This window comes from Methylophilus methylotrophus DSM 46235 = ATCC 53528 (assembly GCF_000378225.1).
Classification (GTDB): Bacteria; Pseudomonadota; Gammaproteobacteria; order Burkholderiales; family Methylophilaceae; genus Methylophilus; species Methylophilus methylotrophus.
Window position 1 is genome coordinate 134779 of the sequence record NZ_KB905147.1, and the last position, 16917, is coordinate 151695.

Sequence of the window (16917 nt, forward strand, 5' to 3'; positions counted from 1 at the left end):
CGATAAGAGAAGCGTCCGGCAAGCAGATCAGGATTTTTTTTATCTTTTGTGTGCATTCTTGATGTTCTTTGCTATAATGCGCGTCTTGCGATTCGGGACTAGCCCAAATTGCTGTTGGCCAGATAGCTCAGTCGGTAGAGCAGAGGATTGAAAATCCTCGTGTCGGCAGTTCGATTCTGCCTCTGGCCACCAATCCTTACCAGCCTTTCGGCACTTCTTTTTCTGGGTTCGTTGATGTCATTAAAACACTTAACACCGGATGAGTTACACCCCCTGCTCAGTGATCCGTCATTGCTGCTTGTTGATATCCGCAATGACCACGAACTCGTCTCAGGCATTTTGCCGGGCGCGCTGCATGTTCCTTTAGGCAACCTGACCGCTGTATTTGACCAGTTTCCGCAAGACAAGAAAATTGTGTTTTATTGCCGCAGTGGCGTGCGCTCTATTGCTGCAGGCGAATTTGCGCTGGCACAAGGCCGCACCGACGTTTCGCATCTGGCAGGTGGCATCCTGGCCTGGGCGAATGCAGGACTGCCCATCCAGGCTGCTTGAACTCAACCCTCAGGAACACTCATGCACTTTGACAAAGAAGTAGACGCCCGCAACCTGAATTGCCCGCTGCCGATCTTGCGCTGCAAAAAGGCCTTGAATGAGCTAACCGCTGAACAAGTGCTTAAAATCACGGCCACTGATCCCGGCTCAAAAAAAGATTTTGATGCTTTTTGCCGCCAAACTGGCCACACACTGATAGACATGCAAGAAGCTGACGGCGTGTTTACCTTTTTAATCCGCAAGCGCAGCCAGTAAGTCCTTGTCCGCAGATAAGCGCTTAACCGCCAACCTCGCCCGCACTCTGCGCACTTTCTTCAGCACAAAAAAAGAGCTTCCGAAGAAGCCCTGTGAGTAACGACGTTAACCCTTGGGTTAACGTGGTCTGCATGCAGAACAACGGTTGCCAAACTGGCTAGTCAGGGACTCAATCTGACCTACAGTTTACCGGCATGGCTTCCGGCAAACTGTATGCTCCAGACGCAATCGTTGTTATCTAAGTAGGTTTACGGCTGCTAAATACAAAACTTTAGGGCGACCCAAAAAAATTTAATAAAAAAAGCCCGCCTATACTGGCGGGCTTTTTCTCAAATTTAGCGCACGTAGCGCTCAATTTACTTAACGTTTTCCAGACTGCCCATGGCTTTCGGGAAAGTGACTACGCCCCAAGGCATGTTTTTCACTTCCACCTGATTGGTAACTTCCAGTTTTTCTGCATCAATCACAAATACGGCATCGGACTTTCCGCAGGCCAACAGGATATTCTTGTTGTCTGGGGTGAAGCTGAAATGCCAGCAACGGTTACCAGTAGGCACTTCCTTGATTTTTTCAAAGCTCTTGGCATCAAACACTTGCAGGAGCTTGGCCTTATTAGTTGCGACAAAAATACGCTCACCCTTGCTGTCGTAGGCAATGCCGTACGGCGTTTCAGCCGTATCCACGGTACGGACAACGTTAAAGTCTTTGTCCATCACCATGAATTTGTTGCCAAACTCCAGGGTGGCCAGGTAAGTATTACCATCTGGAGACACCTTGATGCCACGAGGACGGTCGCCATATTCATGGGTAGCGATGGTTTTAAACAGCTCACCGGTCTCAATGTTATGCACAGTCACGGTGTTATCGGCTTCATTGGTAATCACCAGCTGCTTGCCGTCTGCCGAAAATTCCAGGCCTTCAGTTTCCGGGCCACCGGTGATTTCTCGGATTTTTTCACCCTTGCTCAAATCCACCACAGCGATTTTGGCCGGGATTTTTTCGTCATCGTCATCATCGTCGTCATCTTCTGCCGGTTTTTCACCAGGTTTGGGTGGCGGGCCTGCCTTTGCGCTTGGCTCAGAAGAAACGAAGGCAAAATTACCACTGACGCGCACAAATTCCGGATTCTTGCCAACCTCAATTTGTTTGACCACTTCACCTGTTGCCGTATCTATCACTGACACACTGCCGTTTTCACGCGTAGCAACCACCAGTTGCTTGCCATCATCCGTCACAGCCAGACCTCGCGGCCCTTCGGCCTTGACATCAAACTGCTTGGTAATTTTCATGGTTGCCAAGTCAATGACGTTAACACCTGCGTCTTGTGTAGACACATATGCCACTGCGCCAGCAGGGCTTTCGGCAGCAGGTGCCGCGGCTTCTGTCGCAGGCTCTTCTTGTTTGTTACAGGCGGCGACTGTGGCAACCAACGCCAGCAATAACAAACTCATGCGCGTACGACGCGCCAAAGGTGAATTTAACATTTGCATCTATCTCCTGATTTTTTTAATTAAAGCTTATGGGTGCAGCAAGAATCATACTCATAAATAAACCTTTTAATTCCGGCATGCTTTAGCCCATCACGGCAAAAACTGGTTGTAAATAACCACCATCCGGCTCTTTTCAGCCACCTATCCCAGGAACAAGCGGTAGGCCGGATTTTGGCTTTCATTCCAGCAAGGATAGCCCAGTTGCTTCAGGAATCGCTCAAAAGCCTCTTTCTCTTCTGGCGGCACCTGCATTCCAACCAGCACCCGACCGAAATCTGCCCCGTGATTGCGGTAATGGAACAAACTGATATTCCAGTTGTGACCCATAGATTCAAGAAAGTTCATTAAAGCGCCTGGTTTTTCCGGGAACTCGAAGCGGTAAACCACTTCATTTTGTGCTTGCGGCGCATGTCCGCCAACCAAATGGCGCAAATGCAGTTTGGCCATTTCATTATCGGTTAAATTGAGTGTCGGCAAGCCAGCTACTTCCAGCTTGCTGGCGATATCAGCCGCCTCAGCCGGGTTGTGTACGGCAACACCTACAAAAATATGCGCCTGGCTGACATCAGAAAAACGGTAATTGAATTCAGTGATATTGCGGCTACCCAACAGGCGGCAGAACGCCTTGAATGCACCCGGTGTTTCTGGAATCGTCACGGCAAACACCGCTTCTCTATGCTCGCCCAGCTCGGCACGCTCGGCAATAAAGCGCAAGCGGTCAAAATTCATATTGGCCCCTGAGGCCACGGCAATCAGCGTTTTACCTTGCAGCTGATGCCGCTCTGCGTAAGCTTTCAACCCCGCTAGCGACAGCGCGCCTGCTGGCTCAAGAATGCTACGGGTATCTTCAAACACATCTTTGATGGCAGCACAGATCTCATCATTATCGACGACAATCATCTCGTCAACATATTGCTGCACCAGGGCAAATGTATGTTCACCCACCTGCTTGACTGCCGCACCATCGGCAAACAGGCCCACCTGCTCCAGCATGACACGCTGCCCGTTTTTCAGTGATTCTGTCATCGCTTCGGCATCCTGCGCTTCTACGCCGATGACCTTGATCTCCGGCCTGACCGCTTTGATATAAGCGGCAATCCCGGCCAGCAAGCCACCGCCACCAACACAGCAGAAAATCGCTTCTATGGGTTCTGGATGGTCCTGCACAACCTCCAGTGCAATGGTGCCCTGACCAGCGATCACATCAGGATCATCATAGGGATGTACAAAGGTCAGGCCTTCAGTCTTTTCCACTTCGAGCGCGTGTGCATAAGCATCCGAATAACTGTCACCAAACAAGACCACTTCCGCACCACGAGACCGTACGGCATTGACCTTGATCGCTGGTGTTGTAGTTGGCATGACAATCACGGCACGGCAACCCATTTTTTGCGCACTGAGCGCGACCCCCTGTGCATGATTTCCGGCGCTGGCGCAAATCACCCCGCGCGCCAGTGCCTCCAGCGATAAGTGAGCCATTTTGTTATAGGCGCCACGCAGCTTGAACGAAAATACGGGCTGCATATCTTCGCGTTTGAGCAATATCCGGTTTTTAAAGCGTGCCGACAAGTTAGGCATCTCATCCAGGGGAGTGTGCCTGGCCACAGCATACACTTGTGAGTGTTCGATTTTTTCGCGGTAGTTGATGGTCATGAAATGCGTTTGGATTTTAAAACCGCATGGTTGCAGTGTATGATAGAGAATTGTTTGTATTATAAAGAATTAATCAAGGATTGAAGCAGATGGCGATGGATAAAGCACAACAAGACGCACTTAAACTGGAAGTGGCGAAAGCGGCTGTAACCTATGTGAAAGATGGCATTATCGGCGTTGGCACTGGCTCGACTGCCAACTTTTTTATTGATGAACTGGCCAAGGTCAAACACAAAATTACTGGCGCAGTTGCCAGCTCCGAAGCCACCGCGCAACGCCTGCGTAACCACGGTATCGAAGTATTCGATTTGAACAGTGTAGACAGCCTGGATATTTATGTAGACGGCGCGGATGAAATCACCGAACACATGCATATGCTTAAAGGCGGCGGTGGTGCGTTGACCCGAGAAAAGATCGTGGCAGCTGTGGCCAAATCTTTCATCTGTATCTGTGACGAAAGCAAATTCGTACCCGTCTTGGGCAAGTTTCCCCTGCCAGTAGAAGTATTACCGATGGCACGCAGCCATGTGGCACGTGAACTGGTGAAACTGGGTGGTCAACCACAGTTGCGTGACTTCACGACGGATAACGGCAACCTGATTCTGGACGTGCATGGTTTAACCATCAGTGACCCAATCGCCATGGAAGCCAAAATCAACCAGATCGTCGGCGTGGTGACCAATGGTTTATTTGCTGCCCGTCCAGCCAATGTACTCCTGTTGGCGACTCCAACCGGCGTCAAAACGCTGACAAAATAATTGGAAATTGATCACGTTAAAAATTATCACACTGTTGTCATATTGTGCTGGTAACCTGCATCGGCACAATTATTAGGAAAATTTGTCATGCAATTCGAACACACCTCTAAGCAATATGACGTTGAACTGGAATCGGTACGCGCCAAGGTTCTGGAAATGGGGGGGCTTGTTGAGCAGCAGATTGTCAATGCGCTGGAAGCACTGACCAGTGCCGATGTGAACCTGGCAAAAGATGTGATGGAGCGTGACACCCGTGTCAACGCGCTCGAAGTACAGGTCGATGAAGACTGCAGCCATATCATCGCGCGCAGACAGCCTGCGGCGCGTGATTTGCGCATGATTATGATGATGGTAAAAACCATCACCGACCTGGAACGAATTGGTGACGAAGCAACCAAGATTGCCCGTACTGCACAGCGCATTTATGAGCAGGACCGCATGTACAAACCGCGCTTCAACGAGATCAAATCCATGGTTGCGATTGTGCGTGAGATGTTGCGTACTTCACTGGACTCTTTTGCCCGTCTGGACGTCAGCCAGACCGTAGAAGTTGCCAAGCAGGACGAGCAGGTGGATGAGCAGTTCCGTGCCGCTATGCGCCAGCTGATTACATTTATGCTGGAAGACCCTCGCACCATCTCCATGTCACTGGAAGTGCTGTTTGTGGCCAAGGCGATTGAGCGTATCGGCGATCATGCAAAAAACATCTCTGAATATGTCGTGTACATGGTCAAAGGCAAGGATATCCGCCATACCAGCCTGGAAGATATCGAACGCGAGACGCAATCTTAACCACACATAATAAAAAAGCACTCCCAGGAGTGCTTTTTTGTTTGGTCAACCCAATGACGAAATTAAGATTGTGGCGGTACGTAACCGCTGGCAACATCTGCGCCATCGCCAAAAAAGTATTTTTCGGTTTGCTCTGCCAAATACTTCCGGGCACTCGGGTCGGCCAGACTCAGGCGGTTTTCGTTGACCAGCATGGTCTGTTGCTTAAGCCAACCTGCCCAAGCCTCTTTGGACACGTGCATATAAATCTTCTTACCCAGTTCACCGGGATAAGGTGGAAAATCCATGCCTTCCAGCTCTTTGCCCAGTTTCACACATTGCACCATTCTTGCCATGTTCGATCCTCACTATACTGCTAAAAGCGCTATCATAGCGCATGTTAAAATCTGATGTCGCAATTTAGAGATAAACCATGCAAAACAATCAATCATCCAGCCACCAGGAAAGCCCTTTTAAAGGCAAAACTGGCGTTCGCCGTTTAATCAATGCCTTTGGCTACTCCATGGATGGTTTTAAAGCCGCCTACCAGCACGAAGACGCTTTCCGCCAGGAGGTTTGGCTGTCATTAGTGCTGATCCCGCTGGCGTTTTATCTGGAAGCCGAAGCCTTGCACCGCATTTTAATGGTGGGTAGCGTATTGCTGGTGATGATTGTGGAATTACTTAACTCTGCGGTAGAAGCCGTGGTTGACCGTGTTTCAATTGAGCGCCATGCATTGGCCAAGCGCGCCAAGGATATTGGTAGCGCGGCTGTATTATTGGCGCTGATCAACCTGTGCGTCATATGGGGATTGATCCTGTTTGGTTAAGCCAGGCATTTAGAATATAAAAAAGGTTGGCAATGCCAACCTTTTTATTTAAGTGAGCTTCTTATTCACCTGGCTTATTTCACCAGGGTATTAGAAATCGGCCCTGGCACCCACTAGGACTGACCGCGCACCCGCCGGTGAAATATCCTTGAGGAAAGAGGCGTGTTCACGTATCTCGTCATTGAGCAGGTTATTAGCCTTGGCAAACAGTTCCACATGATACTTAACCGGTAACTTGTAAGCGACCAGCGCACTCAGGTTGGTATAACCATCCGTTTTGAGCTCATTCTCCGCCACATCGTTTTGTTTGAAGGCATGCAACACGTCCATACGCGCATTCCAGTTACCCAGGCGGTAATCCAGGCCGCCGCCAAGACGCATAGGGGAAATACGCGGCAAGTATTCATTATTACGCGTATCCTTGGCATGTACGTAGTCGCCACGCACTCTCAATGCCCACTCGTCATTCAGGGTAAACCTGCCTTCCAACTCCAGCCCCTTGAATAAAGCAGGCACGGCTCTGAATTCGGCTTCAGGCAATAACTCACCATCGACTAACCTGTCATTGCCAGTATTAAACAAACCGATAAAATTTTTAAACTTGGTTGCATAAGCACCAAAAGTGATGCTATGACCGCCTGATTTCCATTTCAGTTGCGCATCAATGCCATTTGAACGCTCTTTCTTCAACGAGGTACTCCCTACCTCAAACTGCCCAGTCGCGACATGCGGACCATTTGCAAAGAGCTCGAAGTAACTGGGTGCACGCTCATTATGAGAAAGGTTGACTGTGGCGGCCCATGACTCATCAATGGTATATAACCCGCCTAAAGCAAAACTGTTGGGACTGAAACGTTTGTTTTGACCCGTTCCGAAATTGTCACTATCCGCGGATCGCACGGACGTTTCGCCTTTACGTCCGCCAAAGGTAATCTTGTGCTTATCTATGGCATACTCCTCGTAAAGATAGAGTGACTGGTCCTGTGTCGTCACACTGGGAACAAAGGCTTCCTCCCCCAGCGCCATGAAACGCGTATTCTGAAACTGATATCCAACCACACCATTCAGCCCCAGGAATGTTTGGTGCGTGCCTTCCAGGCTACCCTGCATGCCCCGGTTTTTAAATGTCGTTCCTACCTCACCATTTTCCAGCTCGACATGCTTATAGTTGGTATATGCCATCCTGAGCTTGAGTTTTTCTATTGGACCCTTCAAGTCTCTGACTTCGCCTGCCAGCTCTGTGCGCTTGTTATTCATGTCAATTTTGACAGCGTCTTCAGCCACGGTGCCATAATAGTTATTCGAGTCGGCATACGACAGGCCCAGATAACCCTTATCAAAGGTCCAGGATGCGCCCATCGCACCGCCATTGGCAAAGCCAGCGCTATTATTCAGCGTCTTTTTACCTTTGCTGTCCCGCTCGGTGCCATCGGCGAGGCTTTTACGCTTTGAGACGGCATAGCCAGGAATATCAAGATTGCTTGTTTCGCGGCTATAAACATCTGCATGCAATGCAAACAGCCCATTCCCCAGGTCCACCACAGCGGCACCGTTACGCGTATTATCTGGACCGCCAAAGCGTGCCTCGGCACGGCCGGTATAACCATTGAGCGACTCCTTGGGAATCCGATGGTCAATGGCATTCACAACGCCGCCCATGGCGCTTCCGCCATACAGCAATGCTGCCGGACCTCTTACCACATCAATTTGCTCAATGATCAATGGGTCTATGCCGACAGCATGGTCGAAGCTCAGTGAAGAGGCATCAAGCACGCCTACGCCGTTTTGCATAATGCGGACACGTTCAGCATCGAGGCCACGGATAATCGGGCGTGACGCATTCGGACCAAACTGGGTCGCAGTCACGCCGGGAATACCATTCAGCGTCTCGCCGAGCGTGCCCTGACGGCGTAGGCTCAGTTCGCGGCCACCAAGCACGGAGACTGGTACTACCATATCATCTGAAGCGACCCCCAGCGGATTGCCCGTCACAGGCACCTGATCAAGGTCGATGGTGGTAGAGTTGTCTGCTGCTATGGCGGTCACAGATGTAGTCAATGCCGCCATCATGGCCAGCCACATTGGTTTATGACGCCAAACTGAGGGCGCCAGACGATTTGTCATATTCATTTTTTATTCCAGACATACGCGAACAATGCAGACATGCACTGCTCGCAAAACAATGGGGTCCAAGCGGCTATGCCGGCTGGAGCTTATTCACTGATCAGGCTGAAATAATGAAAGGTGGCGCGCGCGCGGAATAGATTGCAACGCGACTGGTTGAAACCGCTGTGATAATGGCGGTTGAGAGCGGAAAGCTTGCTTGCGGTGGAAGACTCCACTGCGGGGATTGCGTTAAAGCGCCCGCAGCATGCGCGAGACTGATACACAGCGTACAAGACTCATTGCCCTGATGATTTTTGTCTGGTTGAGACTGCTGCGTCAGCTCCTGAATGTGGCTGATTTCATGCGTGACCATCCCTGTCTGCGCAATGGCAAACAGAAACGCCAACAGGAATGACACATAAAAACGCTTTAACATATTGAATATATTAACATATATTTATGACAACCGAATGAACCATTAAGGCTGTGTCACAAGTGTACGGATGATGGCTTCGACCGCATTGGCATTATTGGCTGGCACATATCCGCCTTCCAGCATCCATACCATACGCCCTTGAGCATGTTCTGCCGCTAATGCCTTGATGGCTTTTGCTACCGTCGCATAGCCCGCGTCAGAATACTGCAATACCCCTAGCGTATCGCCTTGATGCGCATCCAGTCCGGCTGATATCATGATCAATTCGGGGCGAAACGCTTGCATCGCCTGCGCCAGCGGCTGCTCAATGGCCTGTAGCAGGCGACTCTCATTGCTACCCGGCGCGATATCCACATTCATGGTGTAGCCCAAGCCCAGGCCGGTTCCGGTTTCGCCAGGTCTACCGCTGCCGGGATACAGTGGGTGCTGATGCGCACTGAAGTAAAACACGCTGTTATCTGCATAGAAAATATCCTGCGTACCATTGCCATGATGCACGTCGATATCGACAATTAAAATGCGTTGTATACCGTATCTTTGCTGCGCATAACGCGCCGCGACTGCGATGTGGTTGATCAGGCAAAACCCCATGCCTCGGTCACGCGTGGCGTGGTGACCGGGTGGCCTGACCAAGGCAAACGCGGTAGACGACTGCTGAGTCATCACTGCATCCACACCTGCCATCACCGCACCTGACGATAATGTCGCAACGGCCAGGGAATGTTGTGACAACATCGTATCGCCTGTACTCAGTAGGTGATGCTGGCCAGGCTTGACGCTTGCCTGCTCTTTATCAAGCAAATCCAGGTAGGCAGGGCTGTGTACACGCAGTAAGTCTTGGCGCGAGGCTGCTGTAAAAGATGGCCAGCGTAAAAAAGCGTTTAATTGCGGATTGTGTTTTAAGCGCTCCACAATCATATTCACGCGGCTCGCCCGTTCAGGGTGACCTGGTCCCGGGTCATGTAATTCAAAACGTGTATCGTAAAGCATGGTTATTGCAGCTTTACGCTGGCTACCAGATTTTGTGTAGCCGTCTTCTGCCTGAGCAGCCGAATAAGGCAAACAGGGTAGCAGCAGAGTCATTAATAACGCTTGAGAAATTCGCATGCGCATGAGCGCGCCCCTGAGACAAAGTATCTGACGATTGTAGAAACTTGCCGCAATCATGGCAAGCAGGCAGTCTTTGCCTAAGGTCTTGCGAAAGATTAAAGGTTGACCACGCGCTTGGGCGCGATACGTCCATCGCGCTGCTGCTGGCCCACACCCAGAAACAGGCCAGCCTCGCTGTAGATGCGTAACTCGCCCGCCGGGATATTGCCGGACAACCACACTGGATTGCCTTGCTTGAAATAATAAGCCGCATCCTCATGCAACTCAATTTTGGGTAACACGCTGATGGCGGTATCTACAGGCAACAACAAGGCATCGCGTTGTTCCACCGTCATTTGCTCAAGCGCTTCAACGGTCACCGTATGCGCAATCTGATACGTTGCTGTTGCGGTACGACGCAAAGCGGTCAAATGCGCACCAACGTTCAAGGCTTTACCGATATCTTCACCCAAGGTGCGAATATAGGTACCCTTGCTGCAACACACTTCAATCTCGGCACCATTGTCTGCGCAAGCCAGCACACGTAAATCATAAATCGTGACCTGGCGTGGTGCACGCTCGAGTTCTACGCCGTCACGCGCATACTCGTACAATGGTTTGCCATTGACCTTGAGCGCGGAATACATAGGCGGCACCTGCGTAATTTCACCCATAAACTGCGGTAACACACGCTCTATATCTTCGCGCGTCACCTGGCAATCTACCTGGTTGAGCACATCGCCCTCTTTATCTCCAGTCGTCGTTGTCACACCAAACTTAACCGTGGCGATATAGGTTTTGTTTTCGTCGGTTAAATGCTGGGCAAACTTGGTGGCTTCACCAAAGCAAATGGGTAGCACGCCTGTTGCCAGAGGGTCTAATGTACCAGTATGGCCTGCTTTCTGCGCCTGATATAACCATTTGACCTTTTGCAAAGCCTGGTTGGAAGAAAAGCCATACGGTTTATCGAGCAACAACACGCCGTTAACGGCGCGTTTTATGCGTTTTGTCTGCATAGCTTAAGCGATTAAAAGTTATTCTTGCGGAGGGGTATCGGACAAGGCGTCATGAATGAGTTTGTCCATATGCATGCCACGGTCTATGGATTCATCATAGACAAAATGCAGTTGTGGCACGGTACGTATCATCATGCGCTTACCCAATTGGGAGCGCAAAAAGCCGGCGGCTTTTTCCAGCCCGGCCTGCAAACCCTTGCTGTTTTTTTGGGCCGTGTAAAAGACTTTGGCATGTGCCATGTCGCCAGCCACCTCAACACCGGTCAAGGTAACCATTTGCACACGCGGGTCTTTGACCTCAAACATGAGCAAATCCGCCAGTTCACGGCGCATTTGCTCTGAGACGCGGTCGTTTCTTGAAAATGCTTTAGCCATGAGTTTCCTGACTTTAAAAGACTAGATGAGGCTAGGCGCTAGCCAAAAAATTGAGCGCAGCATAAGGCATATGTAAGCGACCATTTTTTGGATAGTGCCCTTCGAAAACAGCCTGCATCATGACGGATTTAAAAGTCACTGCTTTTAAAATTAAAGTGTACGTGCCACTTCAACGACTTCGTAAACTTCCAGGATATCGCCCACTTCGATGTCGTTGTAGTTCTTGAGTGACAAACCACATTCGAAATTGTTCTTCACTTCCTTCACGTCGTCCTTGAAGCGTTTCAGGGAGTCCAATTCACCGGTATGGATAATCACATTGTTACGCAGCAAACGTACTTTGGAATTACGTTTCACCACGCCGTCCTGTACGTAACAACCGGCGACCGCACCCACTTTGGAGATGCGATATACTTCGCGGATTTCTACGGTACCGATCATTTGCTCTTTCTGCTCAGGCGCCAGCATGCCGCCCAGTGCAGCCTTGATCTCATCTACAGCCTCGTAAATGATGTTGTAGTAGCGCAGGTCCACGCCCATGGTTTCGACCAGTTTACGGGCACCGGCATCAGCACGCACGTTAAAGCCGATCAATACCGCTTTGGAAGCCGCTGCCAGGTTCACGTCTGACTCACTGATCGCACCAACTGCAGTGTGAATAATATTGACGCGCACTTCGCTGGTAGACAATTTTTGCAAACTGGTGGTCAAGGCTTCGAAAGAGCCCTGGACATCTGACTTGATAATCAGGTTCAGGGTTTGCACTTCACCTTCAGCCATTTGCTCAAACATGTTTTCAAGTTTGGCCGCCTGCTGTTTAGCCAGTTTCACATCACGGAACTTACCTTGGCGGAACAAGGCAATTTCACGCGCCTTGCGTTCGTCGTTCAATACAATGGTTTCTTCACCGGAGCTAGGTACGTCAGACAAGCCCAAGACTTCGACTGGAATAGAGGGACCAGCTTCCTTGATATCGTTACCGCTCTCGTCCAGCATGGCGCGCACACGGCCAAAGGCAGTGCCTGCCAGCAACATGTCGCCACGGCGCAAGATACCGGATTGCACCAACACGGTAGACACCGGACCACGGCCTTTATCCAGGCGGCCTTCAATCACCAGACCTTTAGCAGGCGTATTGAGCGGCGCTTTCAACTCCAGCACTTCCGCTTGCAGCAGTACGGCTTCGAGCAACTCATCAATGCCTTTACCGGTTTTGGCAGACACCTCACGGAACATGGTGTCACCACCGTATTCTTCCGGGACCACTTCATGCGTAATCAATTCGTTTTTGACACGCTCCGGTTGTGCTTCCGGTTTATCAATCTTGTTGATCGCAACCACGATAGGCACGTTACCCGCTTTCGCATGATGAATCGCTTCAATCGTTTGCGGCATGACGCCGTCATCGGCAGACACCACCAGGATCACGATATCGGTAGCCTTGGCACCGCGGGCACGCATGGCAGTAAACGCCTCGTGGCCGGGGGTATCGAGGAAAGTTACCATGCCACGCGGGGTTTCCACATGGTATGCACCGATATGCTGGGTAATGCCCCCTGCCTCGCCAGAGGCCACACGGCTACGACGGATATAGTCAAGCAGGGAGGTCTTACCATGGTCAACGTGACCCATCACTGTCACCACTGGCGGACGCGCTTCCATCACCGCTTCTACAGTATCAGTTTCTTCCAGGAAGCTTTCTGGATCGTTGGCCGCCGCCGCCTGGGCCTTATGTCCCATTTCTTCCACCAAAATAATGGCAGTATCCTGATCTAACACTTGGTTAATCGTCACCATCATGCCCATCTTCATCAGGGCTTTAATGACCTCAGCTGCTTTTACCGACATCTTGTGTGCCAGATCGGCCACAGAAATCGTCTCAGGTACCATCACCTCTTTAATGATTGGCTCAGTCGGGGCATTAAATGCATGTTGATCATCTTTGCTGGATTTGTGATGTTTTCCCTTAGGAGTACGCCAACCCTGATTGGCTCCACCAGCATCACCACGGGTTTTAATGCCGCGTTTTTTATTCTCGTTATCGTTCCAGTCGCGGTTATCTGTCTTGGCCTTTTTATCTTTGCTTTCCGGCTTGTCTGTCGTTTTGGCAGCAGGTTTGTGCAAGGTGCCTTCAGACAACTTGGTGGCTGCAGGTTTATTCTTCGCAGCCTCGGCTTCTGCTTGACGCTTGGCCTCCTCTTCGGCACGACGCTGCGTTAACGCCTGCTTACGCTTCACATCTTCGGCTTGCAAGGCAGCCAATTTGGCTGCACGCGCCGCTTCCTGTTCACGCAAGGCGATTTCTTGTGCTGACAACACGACTGCTTTTTTCGCGACAACAGGCGTCTCTAAAGTAGGCACCACCTCGGTAACCGGTGGCTCCACTGGAGTAGGTTCAGGCTCAGGCACCACCTCTGGAATTTCTTCGACAGGTGGCAGCTCTACCACCTCTTCGACAGCCGCTGGCAACTCTTCCAAGACTTCTGGCGCGACCTCTTCCACCTCTTCAAAAGAGGCAGTCTCTACCGGTTGGTCGTAGCCAATTTCAGGACGTTCCAGCACACGTTTCTTACGCACTTCAACCTGAATAGTACGGGCTTTTCCTGAGCTATCCAGTTTTTTGATTTCAGTATTCTGTTTGCGGGTCAGGGTAATTTTGCCTTTAGGGGCAGTACCTGCACCATGCTCCTTACGCAAGTAATCCAGCAAGGCAGCTTTGTCACCTTCTTCCAAAAAATCATCCACAGACGTTTTGTTAACGCCTGCGCTTTTCAGTTGCTCGATGAGCAAGGTCGTTGGCAGACCCAGTTCTGCGGCAAATTGTGCGACGGTTGAAAGTGCCATGTACTGCTCCAGTTCAATTACTTTATTTTTTAATTAAGATATTTGCATGATGCTTGACCGCATAGTTTATTTAAACCAAGGGGCGCGTGCAGTCATAATCAAAGACTTGGCGCGCTCTTCATCTATTCCGGTCAGGTCAACCAGCTCATCCACGGCCAGTTCGGCCAGGTCTTCGCTGGTATGGATCTCGTTCGCAGCCAGTTTATGGGCTGTGTCTGCATCCATGCCTTCCAGTGTCATCAAATCGTTAGTGTCTTCTTCAACTTTTTCTTCTTTGGCAATCGCCTCAGTCAGCAAGGCGGCACGTGCACGAGAGCGCAATTCATTGATGGTATCTTCATCAAACGCTTCGATTTCGGACATTTCTGCTAGTGGTACGTAAGCGATTTCTTCCAGAGTGCTAAACCCTTCTTGCACCAGGATATCGGCTACTTCATCATCCACATCCAGTTTTTCCATAAACAGCTGGCTGATTTTGGCATATTCGTCCTGGCTCTTCTGCGCAGCGGCTTCTTCCGTCAGGATATTCAGGTTCCAGCCTGTCAGCTCAGACGCCAGGCGTACGTTCTGGCCATTACGGCCAATCGCTACTGCAAGCTGTTCCTCATTTACAACCACGTCCATGCTGTGCGCGTCTTCATCCACAACGATAGAAGTCACTTCAGCAGGTGCCAGTGCATTAATCACAAATTGTGCTGGATCCATGCTCCACAACACGATGTCTACTCGCTCGCCGCCCAACTCCGAAGTCACCGCCTGTACGCGTGAACCACGCATCCCAACGCAAGTTCCGACAGGATCCAAACGCTGGTCATTGGTTTTCACCGCAATTTTGGAACGTAAACCGGGATCACGGGCTGCAGAACGGATTTCCAGCAAACCCTCTTCGATTTCCGGTACTTCCAGTTCAAACAAACGCTTGAGAAACTCAGGTGCCACGCGTGACAAAATCAGTTGTGGGCCGCGGCCACCACGGTCAACGCGAGATAGATAAGCACGTACACGGTCACCTACACGCAGGTTTTCTTTCTGAATCATCGCCTCACGTGGCAACAGGCATTCAATACGGCCCACCTCAATGATGGCATTGCCTTTTTCCATACGTTTGATCACACCGGTGACCAGGCTCTCACCACGCGCCAGGAAGTCCTGAATCATTTGCTCTCGCTCAGCTTCGCGCACTTTTTGCAGAATCACCTGTTTGGCGGCTTGCGCACCGATACGGCCAAAAGAGATAGACTCCAATGGCTCTTCATAGTAATCACCAATCTGTCTGCCAGCAGCTCTTTCGTCTTCTTCGTCAAATTGGTAAGCAGAGCTTTCCAGCAAGTCGTATTCTACATATTGCCAACGTCTGAAGGTTTTGTAATCCCCAGTCTCGCGATCAATCTCAACGCGAATATCAGCACCTTCTTCATGGTTTTTTTTCGTTGCTGAAGCCAACGCCAGCTCTAAAGCGGTAAAGATAACCTCTTTATCCACATTTTTTTCATGGGCCAGGGCATCAACCAACAACAATAATTCACGACTCATCGTAATCTCCAACTCACCGTACGGATTAGCTAAAACAAATTAATCAAAGACCGGGCTCAAACGAGCCTTGTCTATATTATCCAGCGACAATCTATAAACCCAGCCATCACACTCAATGACTACCTTGCCCTCTTCTACCCCTTGCAACAACCCCAGAAATGTTTTTCTGGGCAAACTGGTTTCAGTGGCTTTGGGACCATCATCCTTGATACCGACACGCAATTTGATTTGGGCACGCTCACCGGCAAAGCGCACAAAATCGCTCTCTTTGCGTAAGACACGATCCAAACCGGCTGAAGATACTTCCAGACGGTCATAATCAATATCCAGTTCAACTGTCAACACATTGCCCAATTGATTGCTTACTAACACGCAATCATCAATCGTCACACTGTCCTTGTTATCTTTCGGCGTCAATTTGTCGATAAATACGCGCAGCAATTTGCCACGATTGGCCGCTTCAAAATCAACCAACTCGTATCCCAACTGAGTAACTGTCTTTTCAACCACCGAATGCAAATTTTGCATGCGAACCCTTAATTCAAAACGCTACGTCCAAAAACAAAAAATGGGCGTAACGCCCATCTATCATTTTGATTATACCAAAAATCCTTTTAAATTCAAAGTCAATCTAGGCTAAGCAAAGGAATATCTGTAGCTACAACTCTTTTTATCAACCGCATACTTGATAGCCCACTTGGGTCAATGACAACACCCTGCGATTTTCTTATGATACTTACAAAACGAGGGAGAAGAAGCAATATTAACCGATAAAACGGTGCATATTTATAGCAGGACAGATTTCATGGCAGTCTATTTTGAGTTACTCATCATAGACCTTCACAACCCGGTGCTTGCACCGGGTTTTTTTATGCCTGCGAGTTTGCTGATAGTAGCAGCGCTCAGGGCATTAGGTTTCTGCTACATACAGAGGATTGCTTGCAGTGAGTTGTAGCTATAGCTTTTCAGCAATCTTGTGTTCAGCCCATCTGCGCGGAGCAATAAAAAAACCCAGCAGTGTTGTGCTGGGTTTTTGTGTAAGGAGCTTGGGGATGACCTACTTTCGCATACGAAGAGTACACTATCATTGGCGCAAGTTCGTTTCACGGCCCTGTTCGAGATGGGAAGGGGTGGTTCCAAACCGCTATTGTCCCCAAACATAACTGGTAATGTTATGCCTGACATATCCACAAGGGACATGTGACATGCA

The 16917-nt window shown here is 50.0% G+C and carries 16 protein-coding genes, 1 tRNA gene and 1 rRNA gene; 6 read left to right on the forward strand and 12 right to left on the reverse strand.

Annotated elements, in window-relative coordinates:
• Window positions 1–116 precede the first annotated feature (116 nt).
• The 3 genes from F463_RS0113335 (at window position 117) to F463_RS0113345 (ending at window position 807) form a co-directional block, all read left to right on the forward strand.
• Window positions 117–192, forward strand: a tRNA-Phe gene (locus F463_RS0113335).
• 42 nt (window positions 193–234) lie between these two features.
• A complete protein-coding gene (locus tag F463_RS0113340; protein ID WP_018987604.1) occupies window positions 235–552 on the forward strand; it encodes a rhodanese-like domain-containing protein in 318 nt (105 codons plus the stop codon).
• 21 nt (window positions 553–573) lie between these two features.
• Window positions 574–807, forward strand: coding sequence for a sulfurtransferase TusA family protein (locus tag F463_RS0113345; protein WP_018987605.1), 234 nt, complete (start codon window positions 574–576; stop codon window positions 805–807).
• 356 nt (window positions 808–1163) lie between these two features.
• On the opposite strand, the gene F463_RS0113350 is transcribed toward F463_RS0113345, so the two are convergent.
• Both F463_RS0113350 and ilvA read right to left on the reverse strand, forming a co-directional pair.
• A complete protein-coding gene (locus F463_RS0113350; RefSeq protein ID WP_018987606.1) occupies window positions 1164–2297 on the reverse strand; it encodes a YVTN family beta-propeller repeat protein in 1134 nt (377 codons plus the stop codon).
• Window positions 2298–2438: 141 nt separating this feature from the next.
• Window positions 2439–3950, reverse strand: coding sequence for a threonine ammonia-lyase, biosynthetic (ilvA, locus tag F463_RS0113355; protein ID WP_018987607.1), 1512 nt, complete (start codon window positions 3948–3950; stop codon window positions 2439–2441).
• Between the two features lie 95 nt (window positions 3951–4045).
• On the opposite strand from ilvA, the gene rpiA reads away from it, so the two are divergent.
• Window positions 4046–4708 carry a ribose-5-phosphate isomerase RpiA gene (rpiA, locus tag F463_RS0113360; RefSeq protein WP_088177819.1) on the forward strand — a complete coding sequence of 221 codons (663 nt, stop codon included), beginning with the start codon at window positions 4046–4048 and terminating at the stop codon, window positions 4706–4708.
• An 87-nt stretch (window positions 4709–4795) separates the two neighbouring features.
• Complete coding sequence (gene phoU / locus F463_RS0113365) at window positions 4796–5500, forward strand: phosphate signaling complex protein PhoU (protein ID WP_018987609.1); 705 nt, start codon at window positions 4796–4798, stop codon at window positions 5498–5500.
• A 62-nt stretch (window positions 5501–5562) separates the two neighbouring features.
• Here the strand turns inward: phoU and F463_RS0113370 are convergent, their stop codons facing one another.
• Window positions 5563–5835, reverse strand: a complete 273-nt coding sequence (locus F463_RS0113370; protein WP_026295596.1) for an oxidative damage protection protein — start codon at window positions 5833–5835, stop codon at window positions 5563–5565.
• Window positions 5836–5912: 77 nt separating this feature from the next.
• Here F463_RS0113370 and F463_RS0113375 point away from each other — a divergent pair, with 77 nt between their 5' ends.
• A complete protein-coding gene (locus tag F463_RS0113375; RefSeq protein WP_018987611.1) occupies window positions 5913–6308 on the forward strand; it encodes a diacylglycerol kinase in 396 nt (131 codons plus the stop codon).
• 90 nt (window positions 6309–6398) lie between these two features.
• On the opposite strand, the gene F463_RS0113380 is transcribed toward F463_RS0113375, so the two are convergent.
• The 9 genes from F463_RS0113380 to rrf all read right to left on the reverse strand — a co-directional run bounded on the left by F463_RS0113380 (window position 6399) and on the right by rrf (window position 16865).
• A complete protein-coding gene (locus tag F463_RS0113380) occupies window positions 6399–8438 on the reverse strand; it encodes a TonB-dependent receptor (protein ID WP_033413588.1) in 2040 nt (679 codons plus the stop codon).
• Window positions 8439–8532: 94 nt separating this feature from the next.
• Complete coding sequence (locus F463_RS0113385; RefSeq protein WP_026295598.1) at window positions 8533–8850, reverse strand: DUF2946 family protein; 318 nt, start codon at window positions 8848–8850, stop codon at window positions 8533–8535.
• A 42-nt stretch (window positions 8851–8892) separates the two neighbouring features.
• On the reverse strand, window positions 8893–9963 hold the full coding sequence (locus F463_RS0113390; protein ID WP_245545252.1) for a histone deacetylase family protein: 1071 nt from the start codon (window positions 9961–9963) through the stop codon (window positions 8893–8895).
• A gap of 92 nt (window positions 9964–10055) precedes the next feature.
• Window positions 10056–10955 (reverse strand): tRNA pseudouridine(55) synthase TruB, encoded by a 900-nt coding sequence (gene truB / locus F463_RS0113395; protein ID WP_018987616.1) that lies wholly within the window; start codon window positions 10953–10955, stop codon window positions 10056–10058.
• Between the two features lie 18 nt (window positions 10956–10973).
• A complete protein-coding gene (gene rbfA / locus F463_RS0113400) occupies window positions 10974–11330 on the reverse strand; it encodes a 30S ribosome-binding factor RbfA (protein ID WP_018987617.1) in 357 nt (118 codons plus the stop codon).
• A gap of 150 nt (window positions 11331–11480) precedes the next feature.
• Entirely contained in the window at window positions 11481–14174 is a 2694-nt protein-coding gene (gene infB, locus F463_RS0113405) for a translation initiation factor IF-2 (protein ID WP_018987619.1), read from the reverse strand.
• A 66-nt stretch (window positions 14175–14240) separates the two neighbouring features.
• On the reverse strand, window positions 14241–15707 hold the full coding sequence (nusA, locus tag F463_RS0113410; protein ID WP_018987620.1) for a transcription termination factor NusA: 1467 nt from the start codon (window positions 15705–15707) through the stop codon (window positions 14241–14243).
• A 39-nt stretch (window positions 15708–15746) separates the two neighbouring features.
• The gene (gene rimP, locus F463_RS0113415) at window positions 15747–16235 is read right to left on the reverse strand and encodes a ribosome maturation factor RimP (RefSeq protein ID WP_018987621.1); all 489 of its coding nucleotides are present in this window, start codon (window positions 16233–16235) and stop codon (window positions 15747–15749) included.
• A 516-nt stretch (window positions 16236–16751) separates the two neighbouring features.
• Window positions 16752–16865: ribosomal RNA gene (gene rrf, locus F463_RS0113425) — 5S ribosomal RNA — on the reverse strand.
• Window positions 16866–16917 lie beyond the last annotated feature (52 nt).